Below are 17,828 nucleotides of genomic sequence, written 5' to 3'. Positions count from 1 at the left end.
TAACTAAGTTATGGATGGCCTTGTCTTTTGATCCTTTATCTTATTCTGCGACCATTTGCTGATGGTAGGGGCATTTCTGCGCCGCGCTGGCTTTGGGCTCCAGCACTTCAGGAGTCGATACCGGTCTTCTGCGGTGCTGGTCCTGCGAAAGCGGGAATACCGATGTAAAGAAGTTGGACCAGCCCCCGGTACGCACCCTCAGGAGGTTGTACTGTTCGGGCGAGTTCACGGCACTGCTGTACGTGTCGGGACTGGCTACGGTAATCGTTAAGATGTTGGAGGACTGTCCTTCGGCAAATTGCTGCATCACGCGGATAATCCTTTCTGCCGGGAAGTTTTCGTTGATGTTATAATCCGTAGGCGCGCCGTCCGACATCATTTCAGCGCCCTTACCGGCAAAACCGGCCAGCGAGGCTTCAAAGCCGGCGTATTGATGTTCCACAGGCAAATCCATCGGGCTTGGCGCAGCACTCAGATCGGAAGCTACGGCGGTGCCCAGCCTGCGGCCGTCGGCACTGGCCCCGTTCCAGGCGCCCATTTCCACATGGTTTTCGAAGGTGCCTACACCCGGTTGTATCTGGATACCGAAAGGATGTTCTTCCGTGCCATAGCGGGCGGCGAGGTTTTGCAAGGTGCTGTACATCTGCGGCAGCGGCTGGGTAAAGGTCTCTACCGAGATCTTGGCGATGCCTGCAATGATCTGGTCGCCGAAATGATCTATTTCGTGGTGTCCACGACCATAACGCGGCAATCCCAGGGCTATTTCCCTCAGGCGTTTAAAGCGGTCGGAGCGCCCGGCAATGCGGGACTCGCCCGAAAGCGTGCTGATAAAGGGCTCGGTCATCTTATACCCCCAGTCGCAACACAGGCATTCCAGCAGTTCGGGTAGGGTCGTTACCGCATTGCGGGTATCGAACACCATGGTATTGATGGCATACAGGGAATTGATGGTCGAGCTTAAAGAGATATAACAAGGGCCGTAGATATTATACCGGGTACCGCCGCTGTAGAAATCAAGTCCGCGGGCCAGGCAATCATCCATCAGCACATTCAGTATAGGCGAAGGACAGAATTTGGTATTGGCGCCGAAGCCCATCAGCTGGCCGTTAAAGGCTTTGCGGTTCAGCAATTCGAAATGCTGGAAATAAATATCGAGCAGCTCTTTAAAACTTTTGATCTGGTCGGCCGGTTTGGAATTCAGCGATACGGTTTGTCCGAACAGGTAGGACTGACCGGCGGAAGAATAGGTGCGACCCTGGTTTAATGCGCATTCCAGCGGTTGCAAGGTAGAGAAACCACCTAAAGAGAACCAGTTTTCGCCGGGAAACTGCGGTTCATAACAACCATCGCAGGCATAGTTCTGCGCAGACTTCATGGTTACCGCCGAGTTCCATTTTTTATCCTTGTCACCGAGGTCGGCGCCTACATGATCGCCGCTGTGGTACAGGCCTTTGATTATCTTTTCATCATTGAGCAATATGGGATGCGCACCACCCGAAAGTAAGGCATGCGCTGCATCTTCCAGTATTTCGTAAGGAATGTCCTTACGTGTGCGCAGCGAGAGACAAGGCGCATTTAAAGGCAGCCTGCCGGAAGCGCGTATAAACAAACGGGTAAGGACGTTGTACGCAGGACGGGAAGATTCAAAATCGGGTGCACCATCGGCAACGGTACCGCCTACCGTGATCTGCTGGATCCATTGCCCCAGGGAAGCGCCCTGCGGGTAAGGACCGGAACTGCCGCCCATGGCCAGGTTACCGAAAGGTTGGTGATCTTCCATAAAGATCCTGTTCTGCTGTACCTTTTCGTCCAGCTTGATATAAAAGGCATCGATAATTTCCTGTGCCTCATCTTCCGTAATACCGCCCTTGTCGTAATAAGGCTGCAACAACTGGTCCATCCTGCCGATAGCCGTAGGTTCGCCGTTCAGGTGCAGGCAGGTATGCAGGGTAAAAATAAACTGTACCGCTTCCACGAAGGTATCGGGTTTGTCATGAGCCAGTTTCTGCATACGGTCTGCAATCGCCAGCAGGTTTTCTTTTTCCCATTGCTGGCCTTCCGCCATCTGCGCCGCGGTTTCGCGGGCCAGGGTTTCATAACTCAGCATGTATTCGGTAATCCCTTCGAGTGCCAGGTAAGACGAACGGTAAAAGTCTTTCAACTCCTTACTGGTTGCCTTTTGTTCGTAAGCCAGCACGTCGGCCTTCATCTCCTTCAGGCCTTTTTCCAATGCCTTTTCATAATTGGGGATTACGTGTCCTACGCCGGAAGCTTCGCTCAGGTTGCTTAAGAAGCCATCCATACGTTCGGTATCCGACAGGTACTTCATAACATAACGGCCTTCGCCCAGGGAGAGATTGGGCATTGCACCCACGATGATCTCTTCGGGTGCGATACGATAGGTATCCGAACCATAAACACATACGCCTTTGGGCTCGAGGAATGCGGAATAAGGATGTAAGGAGCCATCGGCGAACCTGATCTTACGTCCCCTGAAGCCGTACTCCGGGGAGCTGAATAAACGCAGGCTCAGGCGGATGGCCCAGCCTTTACGGACCATGATCGATTCCTGCATGATGTCTGCAGGCTTGTCGTCGCCCGGGTACGCATCCATATAATGCCGGATGTCTTCTTTGATCTCTTCCTGTTTGCGGTTAAAATACCAGTTGTCCTGCCATAAAGAGAAGATGTTCTCCAACAGGCTCAGGATACGGTTTGTAGGCGTTTTAAAAAAGAAGTTGCGCCGGTTGATACCGGTGGACATGGTAAATAAATAGTTCTGGTGGCTGTAATACATCAGCCCGTTTTCGGAGGCATCCTGGTAGTGCCGGTCCAGGCGCGTCCAGTCCACGCCCGGAAACTTCGACCAGTCGCCCTCTTCCATAAACGTAAAGTTATTGGTATACCCCGGTTGTGCATCAAGGCCGAGATCGTCCACACTGGGGATGTAGAATAAACCGCCCAGGTCCGACTTCAGGTGATTGAACAGGCGATCGTTCATAAAGCCGCTATCGGCGCCGATCTGGTTGCTCATAATATTTTCGAGGATACCGGCTTCTTTGGCAAAACCGGCAAAATAGATGCCTTCTTCATCGGATGCCGTAACCGATTTAGGCGCACGGAAACCGGTACCCGATTGTTTGGCACGGCCAAAGGGTAAGCCCAGGCGCAGTACCGGCGTGGTGTTCCCGTTCTGATCCTGTACCCTTGCCGATTTGATATGGCTACGGGAATCGCGGTCGGGAATAATGGTATCATCTGTTTTACGGCCGATCAGGTCTTCGATCTGGTCCTCGGTCATCATATTGATCTGGTTCCAGTTGATCAGGAAACGCTGGGCCAGTACAAAAGAGCCGCCCAGGTGCCGGATATCGTCGCCGCCGATCAGGGTATGCTTGGCAATGGTGATCGGATCGGAAGGATTGTTCAGGTTTTCGGAGAAACGGCAACCCAGTACTTTACCGTTATGCCCGTCCTTCTTATCCGATTTGGACGCAGCTTCCTGCGCGAAATGTCCTTTGGTATTGTCTTTCAGGGCATCTACCACCATATCGAGTACCAGCTTGCAGGCAGTTTCATCATCACTTTTAATATGGAACCAGAGGTCGCCTTTCGAATCTTCAAAAACACCTTTCGAAGCGCCGAATACATCCGAAGTAAGCGGATCTTTGTCGGTAGGAAAATTCAATTGCATCCCTTTGGGTACCGGCAATCCTTCTGCGGTACAGATGTCCTTCCAGTTTTTAAACGAAACACCCAATACCACCGTGGTATTGCGGTTGGCCAGCCGTTCATTGCTATTGATCTCTTCGCGGAAACCGGCCAGGAGTTCGGCCAGCCGTAACCGGCTTTCCGGTTGCTTCAGCCAGAAGGTGGCGAAAACCGCAAAGGGCGAAGGATAGACCAGGCCGCGCTGGCAATGCTTCCAGACTTCATCGAGTCTTTCTTCTAATTTAAGTGTGTTCATTTTCGAGCGTTTTATGTTAGCGATGTGTTTGGTGTTTGGTGTACCCGGGAATACCGGAAAGGATTCCCAGGCTAAGTACCCATAATTCCGCCTAACAAAACCCCGTACAAACACCTGTTTTATAAACCAGGTATCCATACGGGGTTATTATATGTATAAAGGCGTAACACCAGCCATAACGGCATCATACAGCATCGAAAAAGAAGCTCATCTTTCCTTAACCCATGACCTGTAAAGCATGCTGCAAAAGGATTGACATCGAACGGGCTTCTGATCAGGACAGCATCTTCTTCATCATGATATCGGTCTGCTCGTCCTTACCCAAACGGAAAATATGTTTATCGAAGGCGACGAAACCCTGCTTATCATAAAAACGGATGGCCCTGAGGTTATGTTCCCATACCCCCAACCAGATATAGGCGACCTTTTGATCCCTGGCAACCGCTACTGCTTTTTCATACAATACCTGCCCTACCCCTTTGCCATAACAGGCCTGTAATACATAGATCCGTTCTATTTCAAGACTATGCTCCTGCTGCAATTCCGTTTGTGCCTTGCCCGTATTGAGTTTCAGGTAACCGATAACGGTATCGCCGGACAGGGCGAAGTAAAAAAAAGAATGCGGATCGGCGAGTTCTCCGGTCAACCGCGCTGCGGAAAGGTCTTGCTGCAGGTATTGTTCCATATCTGCTTCCGTATTGCTACCGGCAAAGGTTTCGATAAATGTTTGCCGGCTGATCTGCTGCAGGCTTTCCAGGTCAGCAGGGCCAACCTCTTTAATGATGATGGTATCCATGTTGTACTTTTTTAATAACCAGGTGTAACAGCAGGTCAGACCTGCCATTCGTATTGCAACCAGCTGGTATCCTCCCTGGCCCCCAGGCGTTCGTAAAACCTTTTTCCGGATTCGTTCCAGGGCGCTACCAGCCATTTAATACCACTGCAATGCTGTAAGCGGGCTTCTTCCCGCAAAGCATGCATCAGCGATTCGCCAATGCCTTGTCCCCGGCAGGCTTCCGATACATACAATTCCTTAAGGAAGAGGGCCGGCTGGTTACGCGCGGTATAAGGCAGGATGTAATACACCAGCATGCCCACAACCTGGTCCCGGTCGGCCGCCACAAGGCAATAAAAATCCGGGGGATCCTTATGGAAGCCGCTTTGCCTTACGATCTCCGGTGTAATGGCAAAAATATCGATGTATTTTTCAAAAAGGGCAAGTTGTTGCATCAATGCCCAAACCTGTTCGCTGTCGGCTTCAACAGCTTTCCTGATCACGATTCCCGGGTTCATTTTATAGTACGGTTTATTATTGCGTTGATTTATGCGGTTTTCCAATTCAAAAGTAGCTGGTAATTGGCTTACCTTTATAGGCCAATTCTAACAAAATGGATAGTCCAATTTTAAACGGCCTGTTTAGCCGGATCAAAGTAGATACGGGCGCCGGACGCCCCGTTTACCTGCAACTGTCTGACCGTATCCTGGCCCTGATCCGGCAAGGTAAATTAAAACCCGGCCAGCGATTGCCCTCCTCGAGGACGGTGGCGGCGCTACTGTCGCTCAACAGGCTTACCGTGTCCAGGGCTTATGAAGAGCTGCAGCTGCAAGGCTGGCTGGAAGGTTTCGTAGGGCGCGGCACCTTTGTACCGGCCCATATACCGGAGCCGGAACCCAAAAAGCTGAACGGTCCTACGACAGGCCAGGCACGAAAAACAGCCGGGTTTACGATCGACGAACAGTTTTATGTACCCAATCCCTATTTTATACCCAAAGCGCCGCTTCACCTGGACGACGGTTACCCGGACCCCAGCCTGGCGCCGCTGAAAGAAATTTACCGGGCTTACCGCAACCAGCTTACCCGGAGCGGGCTGTACCGGAAATTTGGCGGCTATAGTTTCCCGGATGGGCCCGAGCAGTATAAAAGCGCTTTATCCCGCTACCTGGGCGAAACCCGCGGCTTAAAGACCAGCACACGGAATATACTTTCGGTACGGGGTACGCTGATGGGGTTGAACCTGGTCTGCAATGCGCTGATCCGGCCCGGCGATATCGTCGTATCGGGTATACCGGGCTGGCAACGCGCCGAACATAATTTTGTGCATGCCGGGGCCAGGCATATCGGTATACCCGTTGATGCGCAGGGCCTGGCAGTAACGGCACTGGAGCAGATCTGTAAAAGGAAAAAGGTGCGGATGGTTTATGTTACCCCGCACCATCATTACCCGACAACCGTAGCCCTGCGTATCGACCGGCGGCTGGAATTGTTGCGCCTGGCGGAGCGTTACGGCTTTATCATTTTTGAGGACGACTATGATTTCGATTTTCACTACAGCCACCGCCCGCTGCTACCCTTGGCCAGCGCCGATGAAAACGGCATGGTGATTTACTGCGGCTCTTTCAGCAAAAGCTTCTCGCCCGCCTTCCGGGCAGGCTACCTGGTAGCCCCGGAAAATGTAATCCGCCACCTGGCCAATGTGCGCATATTGCTCGACCGCCAGGGCGACCATATCCTGGATAACGCGATGGCGGCATTGCTGGACGATGGTACCCTGCAGCGTTATGCCCGCAAAGCATTAACCATTTACCAGGAAAGGCGGGATCACTTTTGTAACCTGCTGCAACAGGAGCTGGGCGGGCATGTCAGCTTCTCGGTTCCAGAAGGAGGTATGACCGTGTGGACAAAGTTTACCCGTAACACCAACCTGGAATTGCTTGCGAAGAAGGCCTATGCACAGGGGCTATACCTGTCTGATGGCAGTATACACCGTTATCCGGGCTTTAACGAAAACGCGGTCCGGCTGGGCTTTGCCTCTTCTACGAAACCGGCGCTGACGCAAAGTGTGCGCATTTTAAAAACGCTCCTGCATAAGGGCGCAGGAACCCGGTCGTAGCACAACCCAAACAGTGCCGCTATCACCGTAAGAGGGTAACATTGCCTGTAAATTGTTCCGGCACACGCTCCCTTATTTTTACATCGATCATATATACATACACACCTGCCGGCTGTTCCTGGTTTTTAAACTTACCATCCCAGCCCGGGCCGTCGGTGCCGTTTACCGCAAACACCAATTGCCCCCAACGGTTAAAGATCTTCATGGCAAACGATTCCACACCACCCGAAAGATCCTTTAAGGGGAAGAAATAATCGTTTACCAGGTCGCCATTGGGCGTAAAGGCATTGGGTATATCCATATGACAATTGTTACCGACTACGATCGCATCGGTAGCCGAGCAACCGTTGCTGTCTGTAACCTTAAGTTCGTAACTACCCGGAGCAGATATGCCGATGCGCGGCAGGTGTAAACCATTGCTCCAATCGTAACGCAGCCCTGCAGCAATACCGCTAACCAGGCCGCATACCCATACTTCCCGGCCGGGGCAGATTGCGGTATCCGGGCCCAGGTCGGCAACAGGCAAGGTATGCACCACGATCGAGTCGCGCAGGCTAACAGGCGGACAGGCCCTGGCCGTAACCGTAAAGACAACGGCTATCGTTCCGCTTTCCCCGGCACGATAGGTAAGAGGCCCGGGATCTGCACTTTGCAGTTCTTCCCTGCCTATACGCCATTGGTAACCGCTGATACCATCGCCTGCCGCAAGGTTGGGCGTAAACACAACTTCTGCTCCCGCACATACCGTGGACCTGCTTTTATCCAGGCCCAGTATACGGGCCGGTGCATCGACCCGGATATAACGCATCACCGTATCGCGGCACTGCCCCTGCTCTGAAACCAGCAACACACGGGCCTCCCCGGCGGCGGCAAAACTGTGCCGGAAGGAAGCCGTGTTATACTGTACACCGTCGCTTAACAACCAGCTCAACCGTATACCCGGCCCGGTAATGCCGGCGGACACCAACAGGGTATCGGCCAGGCAGACCAGGGTATCCGAAACGATGTTGTTATTAACGCCCATATCAGGAATAGCAACAGGGAGCAGGGTATCGCAGGCATTGCCAAAACGGAGCGATAGCCCATAAACGCCGGGACTAAGCCCGCGAACCGTATCGCCGGTAGCAAGCAGGTTATTCCCCCTAAACCATTGTACTGTGGACAGACCGGCCCGGCCTTGTCTTTCGATCCAGGCCATGCCCCGCCCCGGCGTCTTGCAGGAGCCCTGCGTTCTTACAAGCGGGAGCACAGCGCCGGTAGGTGCACTTACCCTGAAGACCTCGCGGTAATACGTACAACCTTTTTGATAGCTGGCGGTATACGTGCCCCCCTGCCCGATGGTGATGGCACGGGTAGTGGCGCCGGTATTCCAGTACACCTCGCGCTCCCCCGCATTACACAACAACTGCATGCTGTCCTTCCAACACGGGAACACTGTATCCCGCGTGGTGGTCACCGTATCCGTCAGCCATCGCGGCGTTACATTAGGAAGCCCCAGGCTCATGCCCGTACCCGGCAGCAGCGACAAAGCTCCCGACCGGAAGTCGCAGGCCGGCGAAAGCAGGTCTGGTTTTGTAATAACGCCCAGTGCCGCCAGTGTGCCATTATTCAATTCATGAAAATAGATCTTGTTGTCCGGGCCGGCCGCCAGGCTGGTATAACTGGCCGTCGTACAGATCAACCGGCCTGCTGCTGTGGTATTAGTGGTTTCATACTGGAGGATCTTCCTGGCTGCGGTATTGATATAAATCTTGCTGCCATCGGGCGAAAAGCAGACCCCATAAGCCCCTTCGGTATTCAGCAGATCGATCCGGCCGGATACAATACCGCTGAGCGGATCAAAATTAAACAATGCCGCCCCGGTATAATTACCATCGGCCTGGGAGCCGAGGTTGGTTGCCGCTAGTTGCCTGCCACCCGGTGCAGCACAAAGCTTACCGATCGGCAACCCCATACCGGTAGCGGAAACCACGGGAGTAGTGGCTATACCCGCGGCGGTAATTTTATAACTTCTGAAGCCGCCATCCCTGCTGCAGGTAATGAGCCATATCGCGCAATCTGCTGTGGCTACGGCCGTCATTTTTTCCGTCAGCCCGGCGTCCAGGGCGATGGCCCGGTTGGCCACGACCACATCGCCTTTCCCGTTTTGGAGCTTCATATCCACCAGGCTATAATACAGTTTACCCGCATTAACGCCGTTCTCCTGCGAGCTGAGCGAAAAAATATAATACCGGGACGGCGACCCCAAAACGGGAACGATCAATGCGCCCTGCGCCGTACTGAAGGAAGAGCTGGTATTATTAAGTTTGAATGGGATAAGGCTGTCGCCGTGCAGCATCCTGTTATGGGTCTTATCCCATACATAATACCCGTCGGTATAAAATAATAAAGCCCCGTTACCATCGCACACAGAAGCTGCACTCTCCGTGGTGGCCATATCGGTATAAAGCGCTACCGGGCTGCCGGAGTTAAAGTCGATCCCGGCATGGCTGCCAAATACCCATACCCTGTCGGACTGCGCACTACAGGTTGTACTTAGTGCAAAACACAAACAGCAATACAGGAAAGATGCCAATACCGGCAGGGCGAAAATTTTTCTACTGAACCTGGTCTGCATAACATAGCATTTGTAAAAAAGACGGGGTTATCTCCCACAAATACCAGGTTTTTATCTGTTAATTTCTGTAAACCAATTAGTTAATACACTATATATAATTTTTGCAATTATAAAAACGAACCAAACTGAACTGCTTTACCGGATTGTAGCTTCAGGTGTGTATCGTACCGGCTTTATGATCCGCTCCGGAATTATAGCCCTGCTGGCGCATAGCTAAGCGCCAATACGCCTTTGTCCAGCTGCGTCACCGCCTTCAGTTCCAGGCCTTGCGTACCGGCACCTTCCCACAAACGAGCGCCTGCGCCCATAATATGCGGCTGTACCAATAACTTCAGTTCATCTACCAAACCGGCCTCCAGTAAAGTATGCACCAGCCGGCCACTACCCTGCACCAGTATAGGACCGCCATCCTGCTGTTTTAAAGCGGCTACCCGGGTTATTAGGTCCCCCTCGATAATCGTAGTGTTTGACCAGCCGGCTGTTTGCAGGGTAGCCGATACTACAAATTTCTGCACGCTGTTCATTTTCTCCGCTACGCCCATTTCGTTGTTACGCAACTGCGACCAGTAGGGATACAGCATTTCGTAAGTCGTGCGTCCATACAACATGGCACTGCAGTTATCGATGACCTGTTGCAGGTAGGCTGCGCGGCTTTCGCTGTGATAAGGATTAAACCATTGCTCCATGGAGCCGGCATCAAATACGCCGTCCAGCGACGTCCATTCGGATACGATAATTGGTCTCATAGTATTTGTTTTATTTGTTGCATACAAAGCTAGGAGCAAATAAAACAGCGACATAGAACAGACCCGACAGGCCTTAAAATTCGGGGTTAAAAGGTTTACTGAGCCGGATATATTCCTGGGGCGTAATACCGGTAAATTCGCGAAACACGCGGTTGTAGTGGCTTTGATCGGCAAAATCATGCCCGTAAGCGATATCGGTCAGAATCCTGAAATCGTTCCGGTTCAATTGCTGAAAGGCCTTATCGAACTGGCAAATCCGTTTATACATTTTGGGTGAGACCCCGATATGGTTTTCAAACAAGCGTTGCAGCGAACGTTCGGATATCTTCATGAGTTGTTGCAGGTCGGCCAGTGCCGCGGCATGCACATGCGTATCGAAGTAGCTTGCGGCCATAAGCGCCGCAGCGTTAAGGCTACCGGCATCCTGCACCAGCGAAGTCACAAAAGCATTCAAGAAGTCCAGGCGCCGGTTAAGGGAGGGGGCATGCAGCAGCTGATCCACAAGACCGCGGGTCTTTGCTGGCATCACGTATTCCAGGTCGGCATAGGTATCGCTCAACGCTGCCGGTCCTATACCGAACAAAGGTTGCAGGGTATGGGGACGCATGAAATAGGCAATGAAGGTAAATGGCCCGGATAGAGCGAGTTGCGCCGGCTTTACGGTTTGTCCGAAAAGGGAGAGATAGCCCGTGCGGCCGCCCGAACAAAAACCGGTAACGGTCTGGAACACGATCGTAGGCGATCCGTTGGCGTAAAGCGGCAATACAAACGGGTCGTTTACCGCATGCAGTTCGATGACCAGTATACCGCTTACATAAGCGGCAAGGGCAGCAGGCGGCGATAGTCTGTAGGTATTCATCCGGTTACCGGGCTTTATGCACAGGGTTAGGGTACAGCATTAAAGGTAAGCATAAACCGGGTTTATAGCGATACACCGCGCTACCCGATCGCCGGTTTTTATCCGCTTTCATTTGCATTTTCAAAACATATGCCTACCTTCGCCCCTATGCGTAACGCTTTCCAGTTATCCTATTTCAGCTATCCAATGTATGCGGGTGTACAACCGGCCAGGGATTGCTATTACGCTTATTGAAGCTTATAAATACTTCTATAAATAACAGCCCGGGCCCTGCAGCCCGGGCTTTTTCATACCCATCTTTTTTAAAAAACAGGCGCATGGCGCGCCCATAAATTTTAACCTTATGCACCTACAGGATACCCTGGCAGTATTACAGGAAAATGTAGCACAAACGCTACCCGAAAACGCGATCGGTACGCAACTGCGCCTTGCGGCGGCAGCACAACGTCCGCTGGTCATTAAACTCGGCTTCGACCCTACTGCCCCGGACCTCCATCTCGGTCATGCGGTCGTGCTCCGGAAACTCAGGCAGTTCCAGGACCTGGGCCATACCATCGTGATCATTATCGGCGACTTTACGGCGCGCATCGGCGACCCTACCGGTAAAAACAAATCGCGGCCACCGCTTAGCGCAGCGCAGGTAGCCGCTAATGCACAAACCTACATCGGCCAGTTGGGCAAGATCCTGGATACGGACAAATGCCACATACGCTTCAATTCCGAATGGCTGGAACCTATGGATATGGCTGCAGTTATAGGCCTGCTGTCGCAGGTAACCCTGGCGCAGATCCTGCAACGTACGGACTTCCATAACCGGTTTTCGAAAAACATCCCGATAACGATGCACGAGCTCATCTACCCGTTATTGCAGGGCCATGATTCGCTGCAGGTAAACGCCGACATCGAAATGGGCGGTACCGACCAGTTATTCAACTGTTCGATGGGCCGTCATATGCAGGAAGCTGCCGGGCAAGCCGGGCAGGCTGTACTCTGTATGCCTTTACTGCGCGGCATAGACGGATCGGCCAAGATGAGCAAATCGGAAGGCAATACCATAGGCCTGACCGACGCACCGGAAGCCATGTTCGGCAAGGTGATGTCGATACCCGACGCCCTGCTGCCCGAATACATAACCCTGGCTACCCATGCTACAAGTACCGAAAAGCAGGCTATGATAAAGGCGCTCGAAGAGGGCCTCAACCCGATGCAGGTAAAAAAACAAGTAGCCTTTCATATCGTGCAACTGTACCATAACCCCGAAGCGGCGCTGGCTGCGCAACGCTTTTTTGAACAACAGTTCCAGCAGCGCAACCCGGAGCACAAACAATATAAACCGGTATTGCGTAACAGCCTGGCGCTGAACGAAAGGCCGGGCCTCGTGACCCTGTGCAAGGCGCTCAAACCCGACCTGAGCAAAGCGCAGCTCCGCCGCCTGATCGGCGCGGCGAGTGTTACCGTAAATAATGTGAAAGTGACCGACCCGGAACAACCGGTAGACCTTAGCTTATTGCCGGTAAAAATAAAGCTGGGCAAAAGGGATTACTTCGAGATCAGCTAAAGCGCAACGATGCCCGGGAACAGTTGGTAGCCCGGGCATTGTTGCACGTAATAAAAAATAACACCGGACCGCCGGTCCCTATTGGCCTATGCTAACCGGGCAAACTGGTCCAGGTGCTTTTCGATGTACTGTCTGAAAAGACTTGTTTCTTCGTCCATGATCCCGTAGAAGGCATCATCCAACGGCTCGAAAGCAGTGAATGCTTTATACAAAGCGGAAAACTCCTCCAGGTCGCGGTCCTGTTCGAGGTATTCCCGGTGTTCCATATAAATGGTCTCCGCTTGTTGCAGCAGCTGCACGGTACGGTTCAGCGACCAGCGCTGTAAGTCTTCGATAAAGGGTGTTCCGAAAACAAACTGCCCGTAACCATTATGGATCAATTGCAGGAAGCCGCCATTCGTTACCTGTCCGTATAAGGCGTCGTATACCAGTAATACATGTTGATCGTCTGTAAGCTGGTCCAGGATCTCCTCTTCGTCTTCCGCCTCGTCGATCGCCTCCTGGTAAGGGTCGAGTATGGTATAGATAAAATCCCAATCGTCTGCTTTGTTTTCTTCCAGTGTAACCCTGGATATGGTCGGTAAAAATGCCATAGTTTTTTAGGAATAGGTGTTGATACTTTTGTAAAGTAAAGGAAAATGGGGAAATCTTATCTGTCCTGTTTTACGATACCAGGGGCGCTTTTCGAACCCATATTCCAGGTAAGCAACAAAACGCCAAACAGGGCCAGGCAAACCAGGGCAGCGATATTGGTCTGGAGGATAAAAGCATGTACGCAAGCGGCTACCCATAACGAGCGGGTGCGCTGTACGGCGAAGTTGAGGATAAAAGAAAATACCACACAAAAAAGCAGGAAGATGGGAAAGCCGCCGTAGGGATCAAAATTATTAAAGACCAAAAGATGCCAGCAACCCCACAACAGGCCCGACACTATACTTTTAAGCCAATAGGGCAAAGGACCCAGGCTATCGGCCAGGTAGCCGCGCCAGGCAAACTCTTCCATGATGTTATAACCCAGCGCCAGGCAACAAAGCAAAGGCGCCCATACATGCCGGTTTATCCCGTAACTATTATCGATACCATACGCCGTATAACAAACCAACAGTACTAAAGGGAACAAAAGACTCCTGCGCTTATCCGTACCCAGCAGGCTGACCGTACGCCTTGTACGACTGAAACGGTAAAACAACAACGACAATAACAGGACAGCAATACCATGATTATAATTGAACGAAAAGGGAATATCCGTAAACTGTGCCAGGAGCAGGTTTAACAGGTTCGGCAGCTTCCTGGCCAGGTAAGTACCTGCCAGCACTGTCCCGTAAAAGAAAAATAGGTTACGCCAGTTGGTTGATCTGATCTGTACGGCTAAGGACATATACTCGTGCTGTAATCGCTTTATAAAGGGTATGGGTTGAACCGCTTCGTAAGGGCTGCGTTGCGAAGCGGTTAAAAATAAAGGATTTACTTTAATAAGCGGAACAACAAGCAGATAATATCAACAGGCAGAGATAAGCGGGAGACTTTCGCCAAGTTATAGATACACCTCAGGCCTTGGGGGCCGGCAGGGACAGCTTGCGGTAACGTTTTATCTTGACGCTTAAGGCCACCAGGCTCAGCACAAAGAAGACTACCATCATAATGGCCAGGGCCCAAAGCGGCGGCCCTATCCGGGAAAAACCACCCTGCTCAATAAACAGGATCCGGAATATTTTCAGATAATGTGTAAGGGGAATAACATCGGCGATACGCTGCACCCATAAAGGCATCTGGCTCAGCGGCCAGGTAAAGCCACTCAGGATAAAGCTGGGCGTGGCCACCACCATAAGCACTTCGGTAGCTTTAAGCTGTGTAGGAAAACAGATACTCCCCAATACACCCAGGAAACAGACAGCGAACAGGAACAGTACACTACCCAGCAAAAAGGGCAGCAACGCGGCATGCAGCGGCATGCGGTACCACCATCCAAAACCATAATACAGGGCAAAAATACCCAGGGACATAACCAGGTAAGGGAAGATCTTGACCAGCAGCAACAATAAGGGATTGGGCATTTTACGCACCAGGTCGGCAAAGGAACCCGATTCGAATTCAGAAGAGAAAGAAAGGGCCAGGCCGAGCAGCAATACCTGCTGCAATACGGTGAGCAACACACCCGGCAACATAAAGTAGAGATAGTTATTACTGCGTATATGCTCTTTGATCAATGTAGTCTTAAAGGGCTCGTACTGCGTCTGGGCAATACTTTCGGGCATACCCTGCTTTTTGAGCGCTTCGATCTGGATACCGGCTTTCAGGGTTGCGGCCGCCACATTAACCGAGGTGCCCGCAAAGTTGGCGGTAAGCGTATTCGAGGCATCTATAAATACGGTCAATTCGGGGTAACGTTTCAGCAGGATATTGGCTTCGAACCGTGGCGGGATCACCACCACACAGGGCGCATCGAGCGATAAGGCCGTGGCCCGGGATTGCGTGGTATTGTCCAGTATACGTACAACATTGGTCACTTCGCTTTCGTCGATCATCTGGATCAGCTTGCGGCTCATCACGGAGCGGTCCTGGTCGACCACGACAACATTCAGGTCGGTTACTTTACCTTTTTTATACACGTTACCGATCAGTACGCCATACAGTACCGGTGCGCCGCAAAACAGCACCAGGAGCACTTTATTGGCAAAGAATAAACGAAACTCCCTCCCGATCAATTCAAAAAATAGCTTCATGGATAAATTACTTGGTGGCGAGATCGAGCTGCACAGCGCTCTTGATGATCAATCCGTCGGCATCGGCTGCCTGCAGCGGCGTTACCTTGATTTCATAAAGGGTTTGTCCCTGTTCGTAATCGGGATACGCCGAAGTGATATTGGCATAAGCGCTCAGGGCCTTGATCCAGGTTACTTTCCCGGCAATGCTTTTCTTCAGGTAGGGAATATACACCTTGACCTCTTTGCCCTTTTGAACGGCAGCCAAACGGGCCTCGGGCAGCGTAAACCGGAAATAAGTGGTTTGCTTCAGGAAACCGGATACCAGGGTATAACCGGGAAGCGCCAGTTCGCCCTGCTTCAGGGTGATCGTCTCTACCGACATGGCCTGTGGCGCCCTGATGTATTTTTCCTGTTCGGCTACATTAACTTCGTCGATAGCCCCCAGGGCACGCTCCTGCTGGCCCAGGGCCATTTGCTGCTGCTCTGCCCTGGCGCCGTTACCGGCATCATCCAGTTCGGCTACCGCGGCTATATACTGATTCCGGGCGCCCTGGTATTTTGCATATACCTCGTCGTACTTCTGCTGTGATACCAGGCTGTCGGCAAGCAGGCGCTTCAGCCGCCCCGCCGATTTTTCGGCAAAGTCGAGCTGTTCCTTAAGACCGGCTACTTTCGCTTTCAGCTGCACCAATTGATTAGCCGTAGCGCCTTTGCGGGCCATATCGTATTGGGCCTGCGCAGAGGTATAGGCGCCACGGGCCTGCGTTTTACGGGCATCGACTTCGGGCAGCTCCAGCACCACCAGGGTATCGCCGGCCCTGGCTTCATCGCCTTCAGCCACGCGCAGCTCCGCTATCTTACCGGGCAGTTTGCTTACCACCGATAGCTGTTCGCGTTCCACCCTGCCTTCCAGCACCAGGCCGCTGTCCTTTTTACCGTGACAGGCCGCGAGCAGGAGCGCCATTGCTAAGATCGTTTGTTGCTTCATGTATATTGCAGTATTCGTTTAAGATCGGGTGTATCCCTGCGCCGACACGCCATGCACCGGGGACATGTTTATTTTCGGATTTCATCGAGCAGTGTACCGGAGGTATGCAGGATCTCCAGGGCCGTCCTACGCTGCTGTACCACCTGCATATAATAATTCAGCGAAGCCTTAAACAGGTCGTTCTCCGCTTCGAGTCTTTCTGTAACATCGATCAGTCCTTCTTCAAACTGTTTGCCTGCCATGTGCATATTGTTTTGTGCAATCTTCAACTGCTGGCTGCCTACGGCTATAAGTTCGCCGGCCGTTTCATAGTCGGTGGTATTCTTTTGCAGCAGCAGGTTCAGCTTTTCGCGGGTGTCCTGTATTTTATTGTTATTGATGGCGATGTCGTATTTTACTTCCTGTGCCTTGTGCCGGATATGTCCGCCGGAATAGATATTCCACTTGGCGCCGACACCGACCAGTACATTAGGCATCAGGGCCATCTGGTTCAGCTTCAGGTGTACATCGCCGAGTATGCCCACATCTTTTGCCGTAACGCCTGCCCGGAAAAGGTTGAAATAAGATACAGAGCCAAAGGCGAAGAGTTGTGGTAATGCCGCACCCTTTTCTTTGCGCAACAGGAAGTCATAGGCTTGCCCCGACAGCTTCAGGGCCTGCAGTTCCTTACGTTGCTCCACATCGGGTTTGCGATCGCCCGCAAGCTGCATGCGTTCCAGTGGATAACGGATGGCGGCCAGGGTTTCTACCGGCATATGGGTGAGTTGCGCCAGCTTCTGCAGCAGCACCTTGCGGTTGCCGGCTACTTCGGTCTTTTTCGCTTTCAGTTCGAGCATGGCCAGGGTAATCTTATCCCTGTCGTAGGGAATGGCCAGGCCGTTATGAATGCCATCCGTAACGCGTAGCTGTTCCTTTTCCAGCCGGGTTTCCGAATCGGCAATCAGTTTATCCGCTTCCTGCAGCAACATTACCTGGTCGAAGGTACTGAGCACCTCTTTAGCAACGGTCTCCGCCGAGGCCTCGGCCATCAGTTGTTGTGCCTTTGCTTTTTGTTCCAGTGCTTTTTCGCCGTTGGTGATCTGCAGACCGCTAAAGATCACCTGTGTGGCATGCAGCCCTACCGTGGCTATATTGCCATAGGTACTGAACTGCCGGCTGCCTTTAAAGAGTTCGATACCCGTTATCGGCAAAGTGACGGAAGGGATATCGATAGTACCATTGCCATAAAAGTAACTGTAACCGCCGATCGCCGATACCTCGGGCAGCAGTTTTGCCTTAACGCCTTCGGCCATGGTTTGGGTCTTGGCCGCTTCCAGCGACTGGTTCATCAACCCGTAGTCGGTACGGATCGCCTGTTGTACGGGGTCTTTTAATTGCGGGGGTATCAGCTGCTGGGCGCCTGTGCGGTAATAAGGGAGCAAAAGGAGCAGCATGGCCATATGCCGCATCAATGGACGGGAGTTTACTGGTTTCAGCACCATAATTTCTTTTGTTGAT

At 52.2% G+C, this 17,828-nt stretch carries 13 protein-coding genes; 2 read left to right on the top strand and 11 right to left on the bottom strand.

All coding sequences use genetic code 11. The features are described 5' to 3' along the window. Positions 1 to 40: 40 nt before the first annotated feature. The 3 genes from B0I18_RS09685 to B0I18_RS09675 all read right to left on the bottom strand — a co-directional run bounded on the left by B0I18_RS09685 (position 41) and on the right by B0I18_RS09675 (position 5,260). On the bottom strand, positions 41 to 3,967 hold the full coding sequence (locus B0I18_RS09685; RefSeq protein WP_106522611.1) for a Dyp-type peroxidase: 3,927 nt from the start codon (positions 3,965 to 3,967) through the stop codon (positions 41 to 43). A gap of 274 nt (positions 3,968 to 4,241) precedes the next feature. After that, positions 4,242 to 4,763, bottom strand: a complete 522-nt coding sequence (locus B0I18_RS09680; protein WP_106522479.1) for a GNAT family N-acetyltransferase — start codon at positions 4,761 to 4,763, stop codon at positions 4,242 to 4,244. Positions 4,764 to 4,798: 35 nt separating this feature from the next. Continuing rightward, entirely contained in the window at positions 4,799 to 5,260 is a 462-nt protein-coding gene (locus B0I18_RS09675; protein ID WP_106522610.1) for a GNAT family N-acetyltransferase, read from the bottom strand. 95 nt (positions 5,261 to 5,355) lie between these two features. Between B0I18_RS09675 and B0I18_RS09670 the strand changes: the two genes are divergently transcribed. Next, the gene (locus B0I18_RS09670) at positions 5,356 to 6,858 is read left to right on the top strand and encodes an aminotransferase-like domain-containing protein (protein WP_106522478.1); all 1,503 of its coding nucleotides are present in this window, start codon (positions 5,356 to 5,358) and stop codon (positions 6,856 to 6,858) included. Positions 6,859 to 6,880: 22 nt separating this feature from the next. Here the strand turns inward: B0I18_RS09670 and B0I18_RS09665 are convergent, their stop codons facing one another. The 3 genes from B0I18_RS09665 to B0I18_RS09655 form a co-directional block, all read right to left on the bottom strand. Further along, entirely contained in the window at positions 6,881 to 9,475 is a 2,595-nt protein-coding gene (locus B0I18_RS09665) for a T9SS type B sorting domain-containing protein (protein WP_106522477.1), read from the bottom strand. A 191-nt stretch (positions 9,476 to 9,666) separates the two neighbouring features. Further along, positions 9,667 to 10,221, bottom strand: coding sequence for a dihydrofolate reductase family protein (locus tag B0I18_RS09660; RefSeq protein WP_181358409.1), 555 nt, complete (start codon positions 10,219 to 10,221; stop codon positions 9,667 to 9,669). Between the two features lie 73 nt (positions 10,222 to 10,294). After that, positions 10,295 to 11,080, bottom strand: a complete 786-nt coding sequence (locus B0I18_RS09655) for a helix-turn-helix domain-containing protein (protein ID WP_106522475.1) — start codon at positions 11,078 to 11,080, stop codon at positions 10,295 to 10,297. 343 nt (positions 11,081 to 11,423) lie between these two features. Between B0I18_RS09655 and tyrS the strand changes: the two genes are divergently transcribed. Beyond that, a complete protein-coding gene (gene tyrS / locus B0I18_RS09650) occupies positions 11,424 to 12,638 on the top strand; it encodes a tyrosine--tRNA ligase (RefSeq protein WP_106522474.1) in 1,215 nt (404 codons plus the stop codon). 86 nt (positions 12,639 to 12,724) lie between these two features. Here the strand turns inward: tyrS and B0I18_RS09645 are convergent, their stop codons facing one another. The 5 genes from B0I18_RS09645 to B0I18_RS09625 all read right to left on the bottom strand — a co-directional run bounded on the left by B0I18_RS09645 (position 12,725) and on the right by B0I18_RS09625 (position 17,812). Continuing rightward, entirely contained in the window at positions 12,725 to 13,231 is a 507-nt protein-coding gene (locus B0I18_RS09645) for a DMP19 family protein (protein ID WP_106522473.1), read from the bottom strand. A 56-nt stretch (positions 13,232 to 13,287) separates the two neighbouring features. Continuing rightward, positions 13,288 to 14,016, bottom strand: a complete 729-nt coding sequence (locus B0I18_RS09640; RefSeq protein WP_106522472.1) for a CPBP family intramembrane glutamic endopeptidase — start codon at positions 14,014 to 14,016, stop codon at positions 13,288 to 13,290. A 169-nt stretch (positions 14,017 to 14,185) separates the two neighbouring features. Then, positions 14,186 to 15,361, bottom strand: coding sequence for an ABC transporter permease (locus B0I18_RS09635; protein WP_106522471.1), 1,176 nt, complete (start codon positions 15,359 to 15,361; stop codon positions 14,186 to 14,188). 7 nt (positions 15,362 to 15,368) lie between these two features. Next, positions 15,369 to 16,331, bottom strand: a complete 963-nt coding sequence (locus B0I18_RS09630; protein WP_106522470.1) for an HlyD family secretion protein — start codon at positions 16,329 to 16,331, stop codon at positions 15,369 to 15,371. 68 nt (positions 16,332 to 16,399) lie between these two features. Then, positions 16,400 to 17,812: a TolC family protein gene (locus B0I18_RS09625; protein WP_219905953.1), complete on the bottom strand. Its 1,413-nt coding sequence runs from the start codon at positions 17,810 to 17,812 to the stop codon at positions 16,400 to 16,402. Positions 17,813 to 17,828 lie beyond the last annotated feature (16 nt).

Origin of the sequence: Taibaiella chishuiensis, from assembly GCF_003014535.1 — a bacterium.
Lineage (GTDB): Bacteria > Bacteroidota > Bacteroidia > Chitinophagales > Chitinophagaceae > Taibaiella > Taibaiella chishuiensis.
This window is presented reverse-complemented; position numbering and strand designations above follow the sequence as displayed.

Bases quoted from the DNA above. Each gene is read 5' to 3' on its own strand.
- B0I18_RS09665 (WP_106522477.1), bottom strand. From the start codon at position 9,475: ATGCAGACCAGGTTCAGTAGAAAAATTTTCGCCCTGCCGGTATTGGCA.
- B0I18_RS09670 (WP_106522478.1), top strand. From the start codon at position 5,356: ATGGATAGTCCAATTTTAAACGGCCTGTTTAGCCGGATCAAAGTAGAT.
- B0I18_RS09655 (WP_106522475.1), bottom strand. From the start codon at position 11,080: ATGAATACCTACAGACTATCGCCGCCTGCTGCCCTTGCCGCTTATGTA.
- tyrS (WP_106522474.1), top strand. From the start codon at position 11,424: ATGCACCTACAGGATACCCTGGCAGTATTACAGGAAAATGTAGCACAA.
- B0I18_RS09685 (WP_106522611.1), bottom strand. From the start codon at position 3,967: ATGAACACACTTAAATTAGAAGAAAGACTCGATGAAGTCTGGAAGCAT.
- B0I18_RS09680 (WP_106522479.1), bottom strand. From the start codon at position 4,763: ATGGATACCATCATCATTAAAGAGGTTGGCCCTGCTGACCTGGAAAGC.
- B0I18_RS09635 (WP_106522471.1), bottom strand. From the start codon at position 15,361: ATGAAGCTATTTTTTGAATTGATCGGGAGGGAGTTTCGTTTATTCTTT.
- B0I18_RS09625 (WP_219905953.1), bottom strand. From the start codon at position 17,812: ATGGTGCTGAAACCAGTAAACTCCCGTCCATTGATGCGGCATATGGCC.
- B0I18_RS09645 (WP_106522473.1), bottom strand. From the start codon at position 13,231: ATGGCATTTTTACCGACCATATCCAGGGTTACACTGGAAGAAAACAAA.
- B0I18_RS09675 (WP_106522610.1), bottom strand. From the start codon at position 5,260: ATGAACCCGGGAATCGTGATCAGGAAAGCTGTTGAAGCCGACAGCGAA.
- B0I18_RS09630 (WP_106522470.1), bottom strand. From the start codon at position 16,331: ATGAAGCAACAAACGATCTTAGCAATGGCGCTCCTGCTCGCGGCCTGT.
- B0I18_RS09660 (WP_181358409.1), bottom strand. From the start codon at position 10,221: ATGAGACCAATTATCGTATCCGAATGGACGTCGCTGGACGGCGTATTT.
- B0I18_RS09640 (WP_106522472.1), bottom strand. From the start codon at position 14,016: ATGTCCTTAGCCGTACAGATCAGATCAACCAACTGGCGTAACCTATTT.